The organism is Pseudoalteromonas sp. GCY (assembly GCF_016695175.1).
Taxonomy (GTDB): domain Bacteria; phylum Pseudomonadota; class Gammaproteobacteria; order Enterobacterales; family Alteromonadaceae; genus Pseudoalteromonas.
Genome location: NZ_CP068023.1, coordinates 3,166,273 through 3,183,878 on the forward strand (window position 1 = coordinate 3,166,273; position 17,606 = coordinate 3,183,878).

A 17,606-nucleotide genomic window follows, 5' to 3' on the forward strand; every position below is an offset into this window, starting at 1 on the left:
TTTATAGAACATTCACATGACGACTGATGCAATTCTAGCCGGAAACCCTTTTACGCTACACAGGTTTCCACTCGATCAAAAAAATCGTAGCTTACAAGCTTGGGATTCAGCCGACGAATACCTGTTAGATTATGTCTTTGAACATCACCGCGATGCAAACCGTATTCTCATTCTCAACGATAGTTTTGGCGCATTATGCTGTGCACTTGCTGACAAGCACTGTACGGTAGTAACCGACTCTTATGTGAGTACCCTCGCCTATGAGTATAATTTAGAGGCCAACGAACTTGCGGACGCTAAGGTTGATGTACTCACTAGCATGGATGAGCTGCCAAAAGATATCGATCTGATATTAATAAAAATTCCCAAGAATTCAGGGCTATTGCAAGCGCAACTTGCACAGTTAAGTAAACTGACCACAGACATTCCCGTAATTGCGGCTGGCAAAGCAAAAGAAATTCACACCTCAACATTAAAAAGCTTTAGCCACTTTTTGACGGAGCCAACGACTAGCTTAGCAGTAAAAAAATCGCGCTTGGTATTCAGCAAGACGTCAGCCAAAGCCATTGATAGTAAATTCCCTGTGTCTTGGCCGCTGGAAAAAACCGATTTTATCTTGTCGAATGAAGCAAATGTCTTCTCACGAGACTCTCTTGATATAGGCGCACGTTTTTTTATCAATTACCTTCCTATGGGGAAAAAGCCATTGAAGGTCATTGATCTTGGCTGTGGTAATGGTGTCATTGGATTGATGACGCTCGCAAAAATGCCAAATGCCACCGTCACCTTTATCGACGAGTCGGCGATGGCGGTGCATAGCGCGAAGCAAAATATCGTGAATAATCTACCCGAACGTGTTGCTGATTGTCAGTTCGTTCAAAACGACTGCCTTACGGGTTTTGAAAATTACGGTGCGGATCTAGTACTGTGTAACCCGCCATTCCATCAGGCCAATGCAATCACCGATCACATCGCTTGGCAGATGTTTTTACAGGCTAAGGCTGCGCTTCGCCAAGGGGGAGAGTTAAGAATTATTGGTAACCGCCACTTGGAATACGACGACAAACTCAAGCGTTTGTTCGGTAACAGCAAGACACTAGGCAACAACAAAAAATTCACTGTTTTAAGTGCAATAAAGAGGAGCTAACTTCATGCGTTTTTCATTGCTGATTATTCTGCTAACCTTGATACTCGTGGGCTGTGAAAGCTCACCACGCAGTGTCATTCTTCATCCGGAATATCAAGGACCTTCGTCAAACGCGCTTGCCGCCAATGTGGCGGTAGAAGTAAACGATCTGCGGACTACAAAATACACCATTCGCGTGAAAAACCAAGAACCCGCACTTTACGTACCTGATGCTAATTTACCAGTTAATTTCAATCAGGTATTAACGCAAGCACTCACTGCACATGGCGCGCAAATAACACCGGCCGCTGCAGCGCAAATCACTGTGAATATCAATCGCTTTAAAGCCATTATTGATGAGTCTTTCTCGACTCACCAAAGTGATGCTGAAGCTGATGTCACCGTACTGATAAAGCAAGGCTCTCGCAGTTTCGAGAAGCAATATAAAGGTAGTGCTAATTTAAATGGCCCACTAAAACACGACCAAGCCAAAATCGAAGAGCAGCTCAACAACCTAGCTCAACAGGTTGTTACTCGAATCGTCCAAGATCCTGAATTTATTCAATTTGTGAGAGGAAGTTAATGAAAAAAATAATTCTAAGCTTAACCATCCTATTATTAAGTATGAATGTATTTGCCGAAATGAACGGTAAATTCGTACAAAAGAATAACCTATTCCCTCGAGTTCAAATCAATACTAGTAAAGGACCTATTATTGTCGAACTAGACAGATCTAGAGCACCTATCACAGTGAATAACTTCTTAACTTACGTTATCAACAAAGATTATAACGGCTCTGTCTTTCATCGAGTTGAGCGTGATGAAGCCAACGAAAAAGACTTTGTTATCCAAGGTGGAGGTTACGACAAAGAGTACGATGGTATGTTTGAGCGCGAAGCTATCTTCAATGAAAGCGGTAATGGTTTGAAAAATGATATGTATACCATTGCCATGGCCTACCAAGACAACAAGCCACACTCAGGTACCAGACAGTTTTTCTTTAATATGGATGACAACGATCACTTGAACCCAGGTAGAGGCTGGGGTTTTGCCGTGTTCGGGAATGTGTCTGAAGGCTATGAAACACTGGATGCAATTATGAAGGTGGAAACCGGCTACAATGAAAAGCTTGGCTATACCTTTATACCTAAAGAGCCCGTCATTATTCTTTCAGTCGATGTATTAAAGCAGCCAGAGTAATACCCTTTTATGTTGATATCATCTAGCTTTTCGCAATATCTTGGTTATTACAAAGACAAACGTCTATTAACTGTCTTTGCTTTTGGAATAAGTAGCGGTTTTCCTTGGGTATTGATTGGCTCGGTGATGTCAGCTTGGCTTAAAGATGAAGGGTTAAGCCGTAGCACCATTGGCCTATTTGGCTTAGTATATGGCGCCTATACAATCAACTTTTTATGGTCCCCACTCGTTGACCGAATAAAAATCCCCCTGCTGTATAATCGCTTAGGGCAAAGACGAAGTTGGATAGCAAGTTGCCAGTTTATTATTATTGTTGCCACCTTTGCATTAGCCACTATTTCAATTAAAGACCATCTTTCGCATGCTGCATTATTGTGCTTTATTATTGCGTTATTTTCAGCTACCCAAGATATTGCAATAGATGCTTATCGCATCGACATTTTACCAGAAGACGAAAGTGAAAAGGCAACGGCAGCGGCAGCGATGGCGACTTCAGGTTGGTGGTCTGGCTATGCCTTACTTGGTGCAATTCCGTTCTTTATGGCCGATTTACCCGGCTTTAGTTGGCCCATCATCTATCAGATGCTAAGCGTCATCGTAGTGTGTTTATTAGTTGTCACTTTGTTGGCAAAAGAGCCAAAATCTCATCGCGAGCAAGTACAGGCACAGCTACAGAAGAGTTACGAGCGAAAACTTAACCACAGCGCTTCATCAAATGCTTCTAAAAAGATCTATGCCTGGCTTGCTGTGACTCTGGTTGAACCCTTTAAGCGATTTTTTGAAAAGAATGGGGTTAAAACGGCATGTGCCCTACTCGCCTTTATTTTCCTATTTAAGATAGGAGAGGCCTTTTTAGCCCGAATGTCCATCGTATTTTATAAGGAAGTCGGTTTTACAAACACCCAAATTGGGCAATATTCTAAGCTTGGTACCGGTGTGATCACTATCGTGTTTGCTTTTCTTGGCAGTATCTTTAACCATAAATACGGTATCGTAAAGGGCTTATTTATTAGTGGTGTTGCTATGGCCGCATCAAATTTAATGTTTTCTTGGATTGCGATTGCAGGCCCTAAAGAACACCTATACGCGCTTGCAATTGTGGTGGACGGCTTTACCCAAGCTTGGTCACTAGTAGCGATGGTTGCATTTATTTCTATGCTCTGTGATAGAGCGTTTAGCGCAACCCACTATGCCTTACTTGCATCACTTGGCAGTTTAGGCCGCACCGTACTATCGGGCTATAGTGGTTTTGTGATAGATGATTTGCTTGGAGGTAATTGGGCACTCTTCTTCGCGCTAACTGCACTTATGGTGCTTCCGTCATTATTGTTTTTGTATTTAATTCGGCACAAGCTTTATGCTATTGAAAAGGCGTATCATGATAACAAAAGCTAGAGGTGCAGGTCCTTGCACCTTTTACGTTCTCGCTAACTAAACGCTTATTGATCTTCTTTGATTAGCTGTAAGCCTTCATAAGGATCAACTTCTAACGCTTCGCAGTAACGTAAAAACTCAATGACATCCAATCGACGCTCTTGGTTTTCAATTTTACCGATGAATGAATGAGGCGTACCTAACACCTGCGCAAGACTACGCATTGTGTGACCTTTCTCGTGGCGCTTTGATTTTAGCCACTTCGTTAGTTTGCCGTTTTCTTCAGAAGAAACCGTTTTACCCATCATAATTAAACATCTCCTACTAGATGAAAGACTAAATTATCTAAATGAAATATGCCCGTCTCATTTAGTTATTATCTAAATATTACAGTTGTAGCTTATCGAGGAACTCTACAATGCAAAATGTTAAGCCTGTATGAACTCAGCAATTTGCCTCTAGAACTCGCTCAAGCTTACAGTTTACCCCGAATGCGGTACAACTTACCAGCTAGCTGCGATAAGTTATACCAAACCAGTAACACGTAGACAAAATGTTAATTTGTCCCTATGTACCCAATTAGGTATAGACTAAAACGCGAGTAACACCTAATTAATTTTTTACTTTTTCTTAATTCATTAAGGGCTGTAATATCCAGTAACACTTTAACAAATTTTTTAAAAAATGTACCAGTATTTGAAATAAATTATTTTTCTTTAAAAAATAAAAACTTACAGCTAACATTTACTAAGTGGTTAAAAAAGAGGCTATTACTAGATGATTCGATTACTGTTTTTACTGCCAATTCTATTGTGCTTAGGCTGGATTTACTTCCTTCGTTCAAACGGCGTGTCACTTAAGCAAGGGAAGAAAGGCTTTATCTACATCTTAGTATTTTCATCTTTTGTTTTAGGATTTTTTGTCTTAATGATGTATCTAACGGGCAGTTTGTGACAAATAAAGAAAATTGAGTTGTGGTGGGCAGAAACAAAAAGAGCCATGACAAAAGCATGACTCTTTAGTGGAACGTAGCGCGAATAATGTCTAGACGCTGAAACTTGCACCACAGCCACAAGTGGTTGTTGCATTGGGGTTGTTTACAAAGAAACGTGCACCTTCAAGCCCTTCGGTATAGTCCACAATGCCGTCGATTAAGTACTGAATACTCATTGGATCGACCACCATAGTGACACCGTTTTTTACGATTTCCAAATCACCCGGATTTACTTTTTCATCGAAAGTGAAACCATATTGAAAGCCTGAGCAACCGCCACCCGTTACATACACGCGTAGCTTAAGATTGGCATTCTCTTCTTCTTCAATAAGTTCCTTTACGCGGCTTGCGGCAGCGTCAGAAAACTGAATTGGTAATTGTTCAGACATAGATTTAGACCCCTAATCCTGTAATCTGCAAATTATCTAATACCTGAGTATTTTAATCAAGTATAGCGTTTGTACCAATTATCTTTGATAAATGATCCATTTTTGGAAGAAAGAACTCCTCGTTCACCTGTCAAAACGTTTCTATTTATTTTTTGTCATTGAGAGATTTTTAACTCTGCACGTAGCCTACTATTGAATGTATATTGATATAAATTGGTATCTATATGCTTAACCAGAGAAAATAAGACTATTGCCTCAGTTAAGTTGCGTTAGCACAAGGACTTAGTGTAAAAAATTTGATATTCTTAAACGGTTTACTATTGTGGAATGACGTTCATGTCGTTGGATACATTAAGACGAAGCCTTGCAAAACCTAAAACTTCAGCGCAACTGTGCCTACTTGGTGCCGTTGCAGGCCTGCTTGCGGCGATACTTATCATTGCTTTTCGTCTTACTATTGAATTAACCCAAGGCACATTTCTCGATAAATCTGATGACTTTACTGAGCTTTCTGAGCTACATCGGCTATTTTTGCCTGTGCTTGCTGCGCTACTCATCGCTGTCTTTGCCGCCTTAACAGGGTTTAAGCATTACCGTTTGGGCATTCCATATGTGATCAATCGGATCAAACACCACTACGGTCATATGCCAATTTGGAATTCTGCTAACCAATTTTTTGGTGGTGCCGTTGCTTTGATCTGTGGCTTTTCTGTTGGTCGAGAAGGACCATCTGTGCACATGGGGGCAACAGCAGCAAGCATTCTATCAGAGCGTTTACATCTGCCACTCAATGCCGCGCGAACTTTAGCCGGTTGCGGTGTAGCTGCAGGTATTGCTGCCTCATTTAACACCCCGCTCGCGGCGGTGATATTCGTCATGGAAGTCGTGCTCAGGGAGTATAAAATCCACATTTTCGTGCCCGTGATGTTGGCTTCAGTGATCGGTGCAATGAGCACGCAATATGTGTTTGGTAATAGTTCCGAGCTGGCGCTCATTCATATCACTCCGTTGAGTTTTTGGCATTACCCTTATTTAATTATTTGTGGTGCAGCATTAGGAGCGGTTGCTTTTGCCTTCAATCAAAATCTAATGCTGATCATCAAAACTTTTAAGCCCATCAGTATGTTTCCTCGTCTTTTATTAGCGGGTTTAATTGCGGGATTAATTGGCTACGCCGTACCGGGAGCAATGGGCTCAGGTATGAGTGCTATCACCCAAGCCGTTGAATCTCCACATAACTTACAGCTACTTACCACAATATTGATTGCCAAGCTGATGGCGACTTTATTTGCGATTGGACTTGGTATTCCCGGTGGTATTATTGGTCCAGTCATTGGGCTTGGGGTTATCATGGGCACCTTAATGTCTTTCTTTGCCCAGTTTATTGAACCCAGCGTCGATGTTGCGGGAACTTATGGTGTACTCGGTATGGCAGGCTTACTTGCGGCGACTTTGCACGCTCCGCTTGCAGCACTTACTGCGGTAATGGAGCTGACTTCCAATCCAAAAATAATCGTTCCAGCTATGCTGGTGATCACCACAGCTTACGTTACGGCTTTACAGGCGTTTGGCAACCGCTCCATTTTTATTCAACAACTGGACTTTCAAGGACTGCCTTATCAAGTATCCCCCGCAAAAGAGGCCTTACAGAAAGTGGGGATAGTGGCTGAGATGGATGAAAATTTTAAACTGCTCTATTCCGACGACAAAGAGCAAATAAAAGAAACCCTATCCGCGGTTGATAGCCAAACACCACTCATTGTTTATGACGAACAAAGCGGCTACCGCTTAGCCGAATACGATTTAAACTTAATCTCCGAGGGCAGCGTATCGGTCTCTTATATCGAGCTACAAGGACTAAGCACGCAAGCGACCTTAGCAGACGCCTTTGATGTGCTAAAAGATAAACGTTCAGGCGCGGTATATATATACAATCAAAAGGATGATAAACAAATACTTGGGTTATTGCGATGGGACCAAATTCGTCACATACTCACCACCAGAAACAGTTTACTCTAATCTAAAAAGTGGAATTTATAATGAGCTTATTGCTAACGTATAAAGCCTTACATATCTTTTTTATGATTGCCTGGTTTGCAGGGATTTTTTATCTGCCACGTCTCTTTGTGTATCACGCGATGACTGAAGAGAAATCTTGTAGCTCAATGCTCAAAATCATGGAGCGTCGCCTACTCTATTTTGTAACCCCATTTGCTATTCTCACCGCGGTGTTTGGGGTCTTAACGATTGCAGAATACGGACGTGAGTGGTTTAAACACAGTATGTGGCTACACTACAAACTGACTTTGGTGATTTTACTTTATATTTATCATGGCTATTGCTTTAAATTGCTTGCCGACTTCAAACATGATCGCAATCGTAAAAGCGACAAGTTCTATCGTTTTTTCAACGAATTTCCCGTACTAATCCTATTAGCCATTGTCTTTCTTGCCGTTTTAAAACCTGTACTGTAACCGTGCATTATTGGGGGGACTTGGGTATAATATGCGCCCAAGTAACCGCCCACAATCTGCGTGTTATTTGGTTGGGTAAGCGACCTGCAACCCGGTAGTCAATTTGTCTTTAGGAATCGCCAAATGTTCAGTTTCCAAGGTGAAAACATTCTTTCTGTCAACCAATTAGACAGAGATTCAATTGAACACATCTTCTCCATTGCAAAAAAAATGGAACCCTATGCTAAAAAGCAAAAACGTACCCAAGTACTCAATGGGGCGATTTTGGCAAATCTATTCTTTGAACCAAGTACGAGAACACGCGTAAGTTTCGGCACCGCATTTAACCTCCTGGGCGGCCTAGTCCGTGAAACCACAGGTATGCAAAGCTCAGCACTGGCAAAAGGCGAATCTTTGTATGATACCGCCCGCGTGATTTCTGCTTATGCTGACGCCGTGGCAATGCGCCACCCAGACGCAGGCTCAGTAGCCGAGTTTGCAACCGGTTCCGACGTTCCTGTCATCAACGGTGGCGATGGCCCTAATGAGCACCCGACTCAAGCACTGTTGGACTTACTGACGATTGACCGAGAGCTTAGCCGCTTTGGCACTGGTATTGACGGCATGCACATCGCCCTAGTCGGTGATTTAAAATACGGACGCACCGTGCATTCTTTATCAAAGTTACTTAGCCACTACAAAGATATCCGCTTTACAATGGTTGCACCAGATGGCTTACAAATGCCTCAGTCTATTTTAGATGTCGTAGACAATGCCGGTCACCGTATTGAAGTCGTGTCTAAGATGGAAGGCAATTTAGCTGCCGATATCGTTTACCAGACTCGTATTCAAGAAGAGCGTTTCCCTTCTCAAGAAGAAGCAAACAAATACCGTGGTGGTTTTAGGATCAGCCAAGCGATTTATGACGCTCACTGTAAACCTAGCTCAGTATTAATGCACCCATTACCACGCGACAGCCGTAGCGATGCAAACGAGCTAGACAACGACCTAAATAACAATGACAACCTAGCTATCTTCCGCCAAGTTCAAAATGGTGTATTGATCCGTATGGCACTTTTTGCCCTAACGCTAGGTGTTGAAAACCAAGTGGAAAAACACGAGGTAGAAGTACCTTGGTTTAGCCGCAAACGTGAAAGCTAAAAAGGATCGACAATGACAATCAGTCAAGACTTATTCAAACGCGCCCAAGACTCAATCCCTGGAGGCGTCAACTCTCCTGTTCGCGCTTTTAATGGTGTAGGTGGTACGCCACTATTTATCACCAAAGCCGAAGGCGTTCACACTTTTGATGCCGATGGTAAACAGTACATTGATTATGTGGGTTCTTGGGGCCCGATGATCTTAGGTCATAACCATCCTGAGATTAAACAAGCAGTACTCGAAGCGGTTGAAAATGGCCTATCGTACGGCGCGCCGACGGAAACTGAAATCCTAATGGCGGAAAAAGTAAAAGCGCTAGTACCATCTATTGAAAAAGTGCGCATGGTAAGCTCTGGTACAGAAGCGACCATGAGCGCTATTCGCCTTGCTCGTGGTTACACAGGACGCGATAAGATCTTAAAGTTTGAAGGCTGTTACCACGGTCACGCTGACTCTTTGCTTGTTAAAGCAGGCTCCGGTGCACTTACCATGGGCGTGCCTAACTCACCAGGTATTCCTGCCGATTTTGCTAAGCATACGTTAACGGTTTCATTTAATAACCTTGATGAAGTAAAAGCGATTTTTGACCAGTACAAAGATCAAATCGCCTGTGTGATCATCGAGCCAGTTGCTGGAAACATGAACTGTATTCCACCGGTAGAAGGCTTTTTAGAAGGCCTACGCGAAGTATGTACTGACAATCAAAGTGTGCTTATCTTTGATGAAGTCATGACAGGCTTTCGTGTTGCACTTGGTGGCGCTCAACAGTACTACAACATCACCCCAGACTTGACCTGTTTAGGTAAAGTGATTGGTGGTGGTATGCCAGTGGGTGCGTTTGGTGGTAAAAAAGAAATCATGGATTACATCGCCCCTGTTGGTCCCGTTTATCAAGCAGGTACGTTGTCTGGTAACCCAATTGCTATGGCTGCCGGTTTAAAAGCGCTAGAGCTGCTTTCAAAAGAAGGGCTACACGCAGAGCTTGAAGCTAAGAGTAAAGCCCTGTGTGAGGGATTTCAAGCTGCTGCTGATGAAGCAGGTATCGCACTTACGACTAACTACGCAGGTGGTATGTTTGGCTTCTTCTTTACTGACGCTAAGAAAGTAACCAGCTATCAACAAGCAACTGAATGCGACCTAGAGCGCTTCAAAAAGTTCTTCCACCTGATGCTAGATGAAGGCGTTTATTTAGCCCCATCTGCATTCGAGGCGGGTTTCGTGAGCACAATGCATTCTGACGAAGAAATCGCTAACACTATCAATGCTGCAAAGCGTGCATTTGCCAAGTTGTAATCACTGATTGCAACCCACATTAGTTTGTATTTAAAAAGCCCGCTCAGGGCTTTTTTTGTTTTTTCAGCTACGCTTTGAATAAGCTTTTCAAAAGCTTCGGTCTATTTAACCTAGACTCATGTTATTTAACCAAGGCGTACTTAATTAATAACGCTGTGCTAAGTTAAAACGATCATACAGAGGAAGTGATGGCTGGATTTAATACGCTAATTAATCCTGTAACCCGTTTGATGGCGCGGTTGCGATACAAAACAAAAATGGCCGTTGTATTTGGCATTTTATTACTACCGCTAAGCCTCAGCTTGTTTTTTCTAAACAGTGTACTTAACCATTCTATCTCTGTCAGTGAGATGCAAAGGCAAGGACTCGCGCTTTACCCCAGTATGTTGGAAAATATTTTAGCGGGTAAAGCCGCTGATAATTCAAATTTATTACAACGCGCTAAGCTACCCAAAGTGAGCGCCGCAGGCGCAAGCGCCCTTGAGCAGCTCTCAATTGCCTCTCAACTTGCCGTCGATGATGATCTTGCACGCAGTTACCTGAATCGCACGCTTGTTGAATCTGCACCAAGACTTATATCGCAAATCAATCAAATTGAAGCGCAGGCACGCGATATCATCAGTAGAGGCAGTTTTACTCCAGATAGTTTTATTGCACTGTCCAATTTAAACAAAGGATTACCTGGCGTCACGACACAATTTTCAGGCAAACTTAACATTGCTATCAATGATAACCAGCAACTCAAAAAGCAGCTTAGTCAGCCCTTAGCTGAGCTTGAGTCTAGCCTCTCAGATTATCAGCAAGCGGTGAAAACAGGCTTGTTAGACCCTGATGAACTGGCGCTCTCACAAGCGCAATTTAACCGTTACTACCAAAGTGCAAGTGATGCTATCAAGCAGTTTGTTAATGTTGCAACACCCACGCTTGCCGCGCTTGTCGCTGAAAAACAAAACCAGCAACGGTGGATCAGAAACACCGTTGCCTTGGCTTCACTACTCGCACTGATCATCGCTATTTATCTTATGGTTGGCTTTTACTCTTCGGTCATGGGCACCATCACGACTTTCTCACATGTCGCGCAGAGCGCTTCTCGAGGGGATTTAAGCATCAAAGCACAGACAACCGGCTCCGATGAGCTTAGCCAAATTATTGAACAATTTAATGCGGTACTACATGCCTTTATTTCTTTACTTGGTAACGTTCGATTAAGTAATGACGAGCTACAGCAAGCAACAAGAACACTCAATAAGATAAGCCAAGATACTGAGAAGGACGTCGCCCAGCAGGAGAATAAAATCCAGTCTATCCACCATTCACTCGAGAATATGGCGCAGTCCGCTCGCTCGGTTGAGGATGCCGCATTTAGCGCCACAGAGCTGGCCTCCGTAGCAGCCAAACAAGTAAAGCAAAGTAGCATCAATACCACAGCCCTTGCACAGCAAATGACCGAACTACAAGCTGAGTTTCAACAAAGTCGTGCAGCCTTAGACAAGCTCGCGGAAGACACGCAAAACATTAGTCAGGTGAGCTCCGCGATTAGAGAGATTGCCGAGCAAACCAATTTACTCGCGCTCAATGCCGCAATTGAGGCTGCTCGTGCAGGTGAACAAGGCCGAGGATTTGCGGTGGTAGCGGATGAAGTTAGAACGCTTGCGCAGAGAACGCAGCAACAAACGGAAGAAATACACAATATTATTCAATCTTTACAAGCTGCATCAGAGACACGCAAGACAAAATGCGCAGCAGTGAAGACAATATGGCGCAAAGTGTTATCGCCGCGAATGAAACCAATGAAGTGCTTCAGCACGCAGAGCAAAGCATGCGAGACATAGATGAACAAGGGAAACTGATCAGTCAGTTAGTGCAACAACAAACCCAAGCGACCGAACACGCATTGAATGAATCATCTGAGATCAGTAACTTAGCACAGCATACTCTGGGTTCCGCAAGAGCGACCCAGAGCGATGCACAAAAACTTGGCAAGCTCTCACAAACTTTAAATAAAGAAATCGATAAATTTAAAGCTTAGAGGCTGTGCTAGACAGGCCCTAGAGTTAACAAACTCTAGCAGCCAATAGTTTGCTCAACACCTAGGTCTTGGTTCGAACATGCTCTCTCTAATAGGTAGCTGCAATACAGGACCACAACTCGGAGGCGACTGCTTACCCGTTTTCGGATTGACAAACGCCCAGCGAATGGACTTTGGACGCTCATCAACAATCGCTTGTGGATTTAGTGGTTTAAGATAGCGAATATAGAGCTCAAGCGCACCTTGGCTGCCCGTTAATCCCGTTGGCTTGTTATCATCGCGACCAATCCAAGCAACAGTGACCGTATTTTGGTCAAAACCTGCAAACCAGCTGTCTCTTAAATCATTACTCGTCCCCGTTTTCCCTGCAAGTTGAATTGAGGGGAAGTGAAGATTGAGGCGTTTTGCCGTGCCTTTTTTAGTTACACGCTTCATACCGTATTTCGTCATGTATACCGCATCGCTGTCTAGCGTTTGGCTTTTTTGTACTGGATGTTCGTATACCAGCTTACCCAGTGAATCGGTGATAGCCATGACGCTGGTCAACTCGCTCTGCTTACCATCTGCAGCAAGTGTGGTGTACGCCTCTGCAATATCAAAACTGGATAGCTCTAACGCGCCCAATAATAAAGAAGGATAAAGTGGAATCGACTTAGAGACACCAAGGTCATTCAAAGTTTGTGCGACTCGGTTAACCCCCACATCCAAACCAAGGTTTACTGCTGGAATATTGATGCTATTGCTGAACGCTTCAAACATTGGCACTTGGCCTCTGAATTTATGATCAAAGTTCTCTGGAGACCAAACCTTACCTGAACCGTCTGTCACTTCAAGGGGACTGTCATCAAGCAGCATGCCCAAATGGTAGTTTGGATTCGACAAAGCACTCAAATAAATAGCGGGCTTGACCAGTGAACCTATATTACGCTCGGTGTCTAATACCCGATTAAAACCTGAAAACTTCAACTGACGACCAGCAACTAACGCCGATACCCCCGCTTTTTCAACATTAACTGACAGCATCGCGGTTTCTAGATCTTCCGTTTTAAAGCGGCGCTCTAAGTAAGGTAAGCCCTTTTTAACGGCATCTTCCATCGCCGTTTGTTTTTGTAAATCGAGATAGGTGAAAATCCGAATCCCAGAGTCGACAATGTCATCATCAGGCACGAGTTTCTTTAACTCGCGATTCACCAACTCCAAATATCCAGGATAAGACTGCATACGGCTCGCTTTTAAAGGCTGTACATCAATCGGCCTTGCCAGCGCTGCGCGATACTCAGGCGTTGTGATAAGGCCATTTTCCACCATTAACCTCAGGACTAAATCACGCCTTTCCATTACCCGCTCAGGGTAGCGCCTTGGGTTATAAAAAGACGGCCCTTTAACCATCGCGACTAACATCGCGACTTGGTCAAACTCAAGCTCGTCCACTGGCTTACCAAAATAAAAATCGGCCGCAAGCCCCATACCATGAACGCCTTGATTATAGGCTTGTCCCAAAAACACTTCGTTTAAATAGGCTTCAAGGATTTCATCTTTGCTGTAACGGAAATCTAAAATCAATGCGATGAATGCTTCATTCACCTTGCGGACTAAGGTGCGATCTCTGGTGAGATAAAAGTTCTTTGCGAGCTGTTGCGTGAGCGTACTGCCACCTTGCACTGTTCGCCCAGCTTTGATGTTGGCATACAATGCACGCAAAATAGACAGCGCAGAAACCCCATGATGTTGGTAAAAGTCTCTATCTTCTACCACCAGCAGTGTTTCTTTTAAAATATTAGGGAATTTATCGAACGGAACAAACTCTCTGTCTTGACGCGATTCATTGCCGATCCGAGCAATTTGCACTGGTTCTAGGCGAGCCCCAGCTAAGCGCCGACCTTGATTATCGACAATATTGGCAAGCTTCTTACCAGCAAAATTAAGCGTAAAAATACGCGCCACTTCTGGGCCATCGTAGAATTCGAACGCGCGGCGATGAATGGTGATTGTGCGACCTTGAACGGTATATTGACCGGTACGGCTGATACGATTTACACGAGAATAGTTAAGCCGCTTCAGCTCCCACAGCACTTCATCCTCATTAAGGAACTGATCAGGAAAAAACTGCATCGATCTGGCATAAACTTGAACGGGAAGTTCCCACTTATTGCCCTCAAACTGCCGGCTTATTTTCGCGTCTAAGTAGATGATATAGATTGCAACAAGGAATATCGCCGCAATAGTCCCCTTCCAAAAGAAAGACCACAACGTGCTCAGGACACGGCTTTTAACTCTTTGCATCTTAGAACCGTTTTGCTGGGTATTGTTTTTACGCGAAGTGTTCGCTTTGACGTTTGATTTGTTGGTAGGTGTTCGTTTCTTTTTATCCGTCATGACCCAAGTAAAACTAAAAAATGAATCGCAAGATGGTAGGGTAACCTAAATTAACAACTGCTGAAAGTAGAATAATATTTATAAAGAAAAGTGAGCCCTACTGGACTCACTTTGTTTAGACAACGAGAACTTTACAATATTGACCGAGAGCCAAATTGGTATTACTGTCCGCGAACTGTCACGAACTCGGGATAGGCATCTACGCCACAATCATGTTGATCCATACCGCTTAGCTCTTCTTCTTCGCCAACGCGGATCCCCATGCTCGCTTTCAATACACTCCAGACAATATAAGAAGCAATGAAAACAAAACCTAAAATAGTGATAAGTCCCACAGCCTGACCTTGGAAAGTAGCGTCTGAGTTTGAAAATGGTACCATCATCACACCCAGCGCACCGCATATACCGTGAACAGAGATAGCACCGACAGGATCATCAATTTTTGCTTTATCTAGCGCAACGATGCTAAACACCACCAATGCACCACCTATGGCACCGAGGATAAGCGCTAATACAGGTGTTGGAGAGGCAGGCTCAGCGGTAATGGTCACCAGACCTGCTAGTGCACCATTAAGCACCATAGTTAAATCCGCCTTGCCCCACATTAATTTACACACCAACAGTGCAGCAACCGCACCTGCAGCCGCCGCCGCATTGGTATTTAGCATGATTTGACTAACCGCGATGGCATTTTCTTTGTCGGCAAGGAACAGTTGAGAGCCACCGTTAAAGCCAAACCACCCCATCCACAAAATAAAGGTGCCTAGTGTAGCCAGTGGCATGTTGGAACCAGGAATTGGATAGATCTCACCATTTTTACCATATTTGCCTTTGCGCGCACCAAGTAACAAGACACCCGCTAGTGCCGCAGCAGCACCGGCACCATGCACAATGGCAGAGCCGGCAAAGTCAACAAAGCCAAGCTCAGATAAGAAACCACCGCCCCACGTCCAATAGCCTTCTAACGGGTAGATAAAACCAGTTAACACCACACAAAATGCTAAAAACGCCCATAATTTCATACGCTCAGCAACAGCGCCCGAGACAATTGACATAGCCGTTGCAACAAATACAACTTGGAAGAAAAAGTCGGATTGCAGTGCATGGTCGGCATCCTTAGCAGCACTGCCAATGAGCGCACCAAGACTTGGTAAAACCCCACCTTCGGCATTATCGACATACATGATGTTGTAACCAATAAGCAGATACATAGTACAAGCAATAGCGTACAGTGCGACGTTCTTGGTAAGGATTTCAGTGGTATTTTTTGAGCGTACTAATCCCGCTTCAAGCATAGCGAATCCAGCAGCCATCCACATAACTAAGACGCCAGAGATCAGAAAGTAAAAAGTGTTTAATGAAAATTTTAGTTCTATTATTGTATTTTCCATTGCTTGGCTCCCCTTAAATGGCTTCTTCATCAAGTTCGCCGGTACGGATCCGAACAACTTGGTCTAAGTCGTAAACAAAGATTTTTCCGTCACCAATTTTTCCAGTGAACGCAGCCTTTGTAACCGTTTCCACAACGCGCTCGGCGTTTTCGCTTAACGTCGCAATTTCTATTTTTATTTTTGGAATGAAATCGACTTGATATTCTGCACCGCGATATAGTTCGGTATGTCCGCGCTGACGTCCGAATCCTTTGACGTCAACAACCGTCATGCCTTCAATCCCCAGATCGGCTAACGCTTCACGTACCTCATCAAGTTTAAATGGCTTTATTATTGCACTTATCATTTTCATGCTGAGTCCCCTTAGGACAATTGATCCTGTTGTATGCAGTAATCCAACCTTTGTGCCAAATTTTTTATTCCTTAATTAACAATGAATTAAAGTTGAAGATGGAATTTTACGCATAAAAAATGCACCATCTAGGTGCATTGATATTAAGTCTGAACTGAGTTGGTGCATAAACACCCAAATAACGAAAAGCTAATGCGCGATAACGCAATTGCGTTGTTTGTCCTTCGCTTTGTAGAGCGCTTTATCAGCCTTGCGCATTACTTCGCTTAGACTCTTTGATTGGCAAGCCGCGAGGCCAATACTGATGGTGCAATAATGCTTACCCTCAGGAATTTTGAATGCTTGCTGCGCAAGGCGCTCTCTAAAGTCTTCTAGCATGTGCTTTGCCATCTTCATATCTGAGCTTGGAATAAGCAAAGCAAACTCTTCCCCACCAATACGTGCCACAATGTAGTGACCAAATGCACTACGCAGTAAATCAGCAACTTGTTTAAGTACATCATCACCGCTTTCATGACCATATTGATCATTAATAGATTTAAAATGATCGAGGTCTAACAATGCCAATATATGCTGACTCGGTTTGTTCTTGATTAAACGCTCTGCTTGCTGACAGAAATAACGGCGATTATAAAGTCCTGTTAAATAGTCTCGATGGGCATATTCTTTGATTTCTGCAATCAAATTGAGCTGCTCCATCGTCTGCATGATGCGGCAATGAAACTCTTCACTCATAAAAGGTTTTGCCAAAAAGTCATTGGCGCCATATTTGATAAACTTTGCTGACAAACCATGACTTCCCGCGCCAGACAGACCAATAATCGCCAACTCATCTCGTCCGCGACTATTACGAACGGATTTCACCAACTCAAAGCCATCCATCGTCGGCATCGCAAAGTCTGTCAGCAGTAGCTTAATTTCATGGTCAGATAGCAACATCTCCAGTGCCTGTTCGCCATCTTGCGCCTCAAGCACTGTAAATAATTGCTTTTCAAGCATTTGCTTCATTACCGCTCGACTGATCACAGAATCATCGGCGATCAGCGCCTTGCAACCTTGGTTTCTCAACAGTCTAGATGCTAACTTGACCGCGTATAGGTATGAATCACGGTTATCTTTAATCACATAATCCACCACGCCCATTTCAAGCATTTGCTGGCGACTATATTCATCTATTTTTGAGGTCAGCACCACGGTAGGAATTTTGTGGCTGAGCGTGAGCTGCACGACCTCTGCGTCCATCGCATCGGGCAGCGTTAAATCTACCAGCGCCAATGTATATTGGTGCTGTGCTAAGAAGTCCTTACTTTCCTTGAGGGACCAAGCAAAATCGATTTCGACATCTAGATGCTGAGCAGCAAGGTGTCGCAATACCTGTTGTACGACTTTACTGTCTTCAACAATTAAAATTCTTTGCATGGATTGAGATCTCTTAAGTACAACGAGAAGCGCAGTGAAACAAGAATTT

Annotated in this window: 16 protein-coding genes; 10 read left to right on the forward strand and 6 right to left on the reverse strand. The window is 43.6% G+C overall.

Annotated elements, in window-relative coordinates; all coding sequences use genetic code 11:
- The first annotated feature begins 16 nt into the window (after nt 1–16).
- From JJQ94_RS19585 to JJQ94_RS19600, 4 genes are read left to right on the forward strand one after another with little or no spacing between them, the layout of a single operon-like run.
- A complete protein-coding gene (locus tag JJQ94_RS19585) occupies nt 17–1,147 on the forward strand; it encodes a methyltransferase (protein ID WP_099030126.1) in 1,131 nt (376 codons plus the stop codon).
- A 4-nt stretch (nt 1,148–1,151) separates the two neighbouring features.
- Nucleotides 1,152–1,709, forward strand: coding sequence for a YajG family lipoprotein (locus tag JJQ94_RS19590; RefSeq protein WP_099030125.1), 558 nt, complete (start codon nt 1,152–1,154; stop codon nt 1,707–1,709).
- Complete coding sequence (locus JJQ94_RS19595) at nt 1,709–2,326, forward strand: peptidylprolyl isomerase (protein ID WP_099030124.1); 618 nt, start codon at nt 1,709–1,711, stop codon at nt 2,324–2,326. The genes JJQ94_RS19590 and JJQ94_RS19595 overlap by 1 nt, the downstream gene beginning before the upstream one ends.
- Before the next feature lie 9 nt (nt 2,327–2,335).
- Nucleotides 2,336–3,721: an AmpG family muropeptide MFS transporter gene (locus JJQ94_RS19600; protein WP_099030123.1), complete on the forward strand. Its 1,386-nt coding sequence runs from the start codon at nt 2,336–2,338 to the stop codon at nt 3,719–3,721.
- A 44-nt stretch (nt 3,722–3,765) separates the two neighbouring features.
- Here JJQ94_RS19600 and JJQ94_RS19605 read toward each other — a convergent pair whose 3' ends face one another.
- Nucleotides 3,766–4,008, reverse strand: coding sequence for a helix-turn-helix domain-containing protein (locus tag JJQ94_RS19605; protein ID WP_017216404.1), 243 nt, complete (start codon nt 4,006–4,008; stop codon nt 3,766–3,768).
- 736 nt (nt 4,009–4,744) lie between these two features.
- Nucleotides 4,745–5,083, reverse strand: a complete 339-nt coding sequence (gene erpA, locus JJQ94_RS19610) for an iron-sulfur cluster insertion protein ErpA (RefSeq protein ID WP_010372235.1) — start codon at nt 5,081–5,083, stop codon at nt 4,745–4,747.
- A gap of 336 nt (nt 5,084–5,419) precedes the next feature.
- Here erpA and JJQ94_RS19615 point away from each other — a divergent pair, with 336 nt between their 5' ends.
- The 6 genes from JJQ94_RS19615 (at nt 5,420) to JJQ94_RS24250 (ending at nt 12,019) form a co-directional block, all read left to right on the forward strand.
- Entirely contained in the window at nt 5,420–7,102 is a 1,683-nt protein-coding gene (locus tag JJQ94_RS19615; RefSeq protein WP_099030122.1) for a chloride channel protein, read from the forward strand.
- 20 nt (nt 7,103–7,122) lie between these two features.
- Nucleotides 7,123–7,557 (forward strand): CopD family protein, encoded by a 435-nt coding sequence (locus JJQ94_RS19620; RefSeq protein ID WP_099030121.1) that lies wholly within the window; start codon nt 7,123–7,125, stop codon nt 7,555–7,557.
- 123 nt (nt 7,558–7,680) lie between these two features.
- On the forward strand, nt 7,681–8,697 hold the full coding sequence (locus tag JJQ94_RS19625) for an aspartate carbamoyltransferase (RefSeq protein WP_010372246.1): 1,017 nt from the start codon (nt 7,681–7,683) through the stop codon (nt 8,695–8,697).
- Between the two features lie 12 nt (nt 8,698–8,709).
- Entirely contained in the window at nt 8,710–9,990 is a 1,281-nt protein-coding gene (gene hemL, locus JJQ94_RS19630; RefSeq protein WP_099030120.1) for a glutamate-1-semialdehyde 2,1-aminomutase, read from the forward strand.
- A gap of 188 nt (nt 9,991–10,178) precedes the next feature.
- Nucleotides 10,179–11,822 carry a methyl-accepting chemotaxis protein gene (locus tag JJQ94_RS19635; protein WP_236596523.1) on the forward strand — a complete coding sequence of 548 codons (1,644 nt, stop codon included), beginning with the start codon at nt 10,179–10,181 and terminating at the stop codon, nt 11,820–11,822.
- Nucleotides 11,810–12,019 carry a hypothetical protein gene (locus tag JJQ94_RS24250; protein ID WP_236596524.1) on the forward strand — a complete coding sequence of 70 codons (210 nt, stop codon included), beginning with the start codon at nt 11,810–11,812 and terminating at the stop codon, nt 12,017–12,019. The genes JJQ94_RS19635 and JJQ94_RS24250 overlap by 13 nt, the downstream gene beginning before the upstream one ends.
- Before the next feature lie 54 nt (nt 12,020–12,073).
- Here the strand turns inward: JJQ94_RS24250 and mrcB are convergent, their stop codons facing one another.
- The 4 genes from mrcB to JJQ94_RS19655 all read right to left on the reverse strand — a co-directional run bounded on the left by mrcB (nt 12,074) and on the right by JJQ94_RS19655 (nt 17,557).
- Nucleotides 12,074–14,395 carry a penicillin-binding protein 1B gene (gene mrcB / locus JJQ94_RS19640; protein WP_099030119.1) on the reverse strand — a complete coding sequence of 774 codons (2,322 nt, stop codon included), beginning with the start codon at nt 14,393–14,395 and terminating at the stop codon, nt 12,074–12,076.
- A 161-nt stretch (nt 14,396–14,556) separates the two neighbouring features.
- Nucleotides 14,557–15,786: an ammonium transporter gene (locus tag JJQ94_RS19645; RefSeq protein ID WP_045987693.1), complete on the reverse strand. Its 1,230-nt coding sequence runs from the start codon at nt 15,784–15,786 to the stop codon at nt 14,557–14,559.
- Between the two features lie 13 nt (nt 15,787–15,799).
- Nucleotides 15,800–16,138, reverse strand: a complete 339-nt coding sequence (locus JJQ94_RS19650) for a P-II family nitrogen regulator (RefSeq protein ID WP_010372259.1) — start codon at nt 16,136–16,138, stop codon at nt 15,800–15,802.
- Between the two features lie 189 nt (nt 16,139–16,327).
- Nucleotides 16,328–17,557, reverse strand: coding sequence for a GGDEF domain-containing response regulator (locus JJQ94_RS19655; protein ID WP_010372263.1), 1,230 nt, complete (start codon nt 17,555–17,557; stop codon nt 16,328–16,330).
- Nucleotides 17,558–17,606 lie beyond the last annotated feature (49 nt).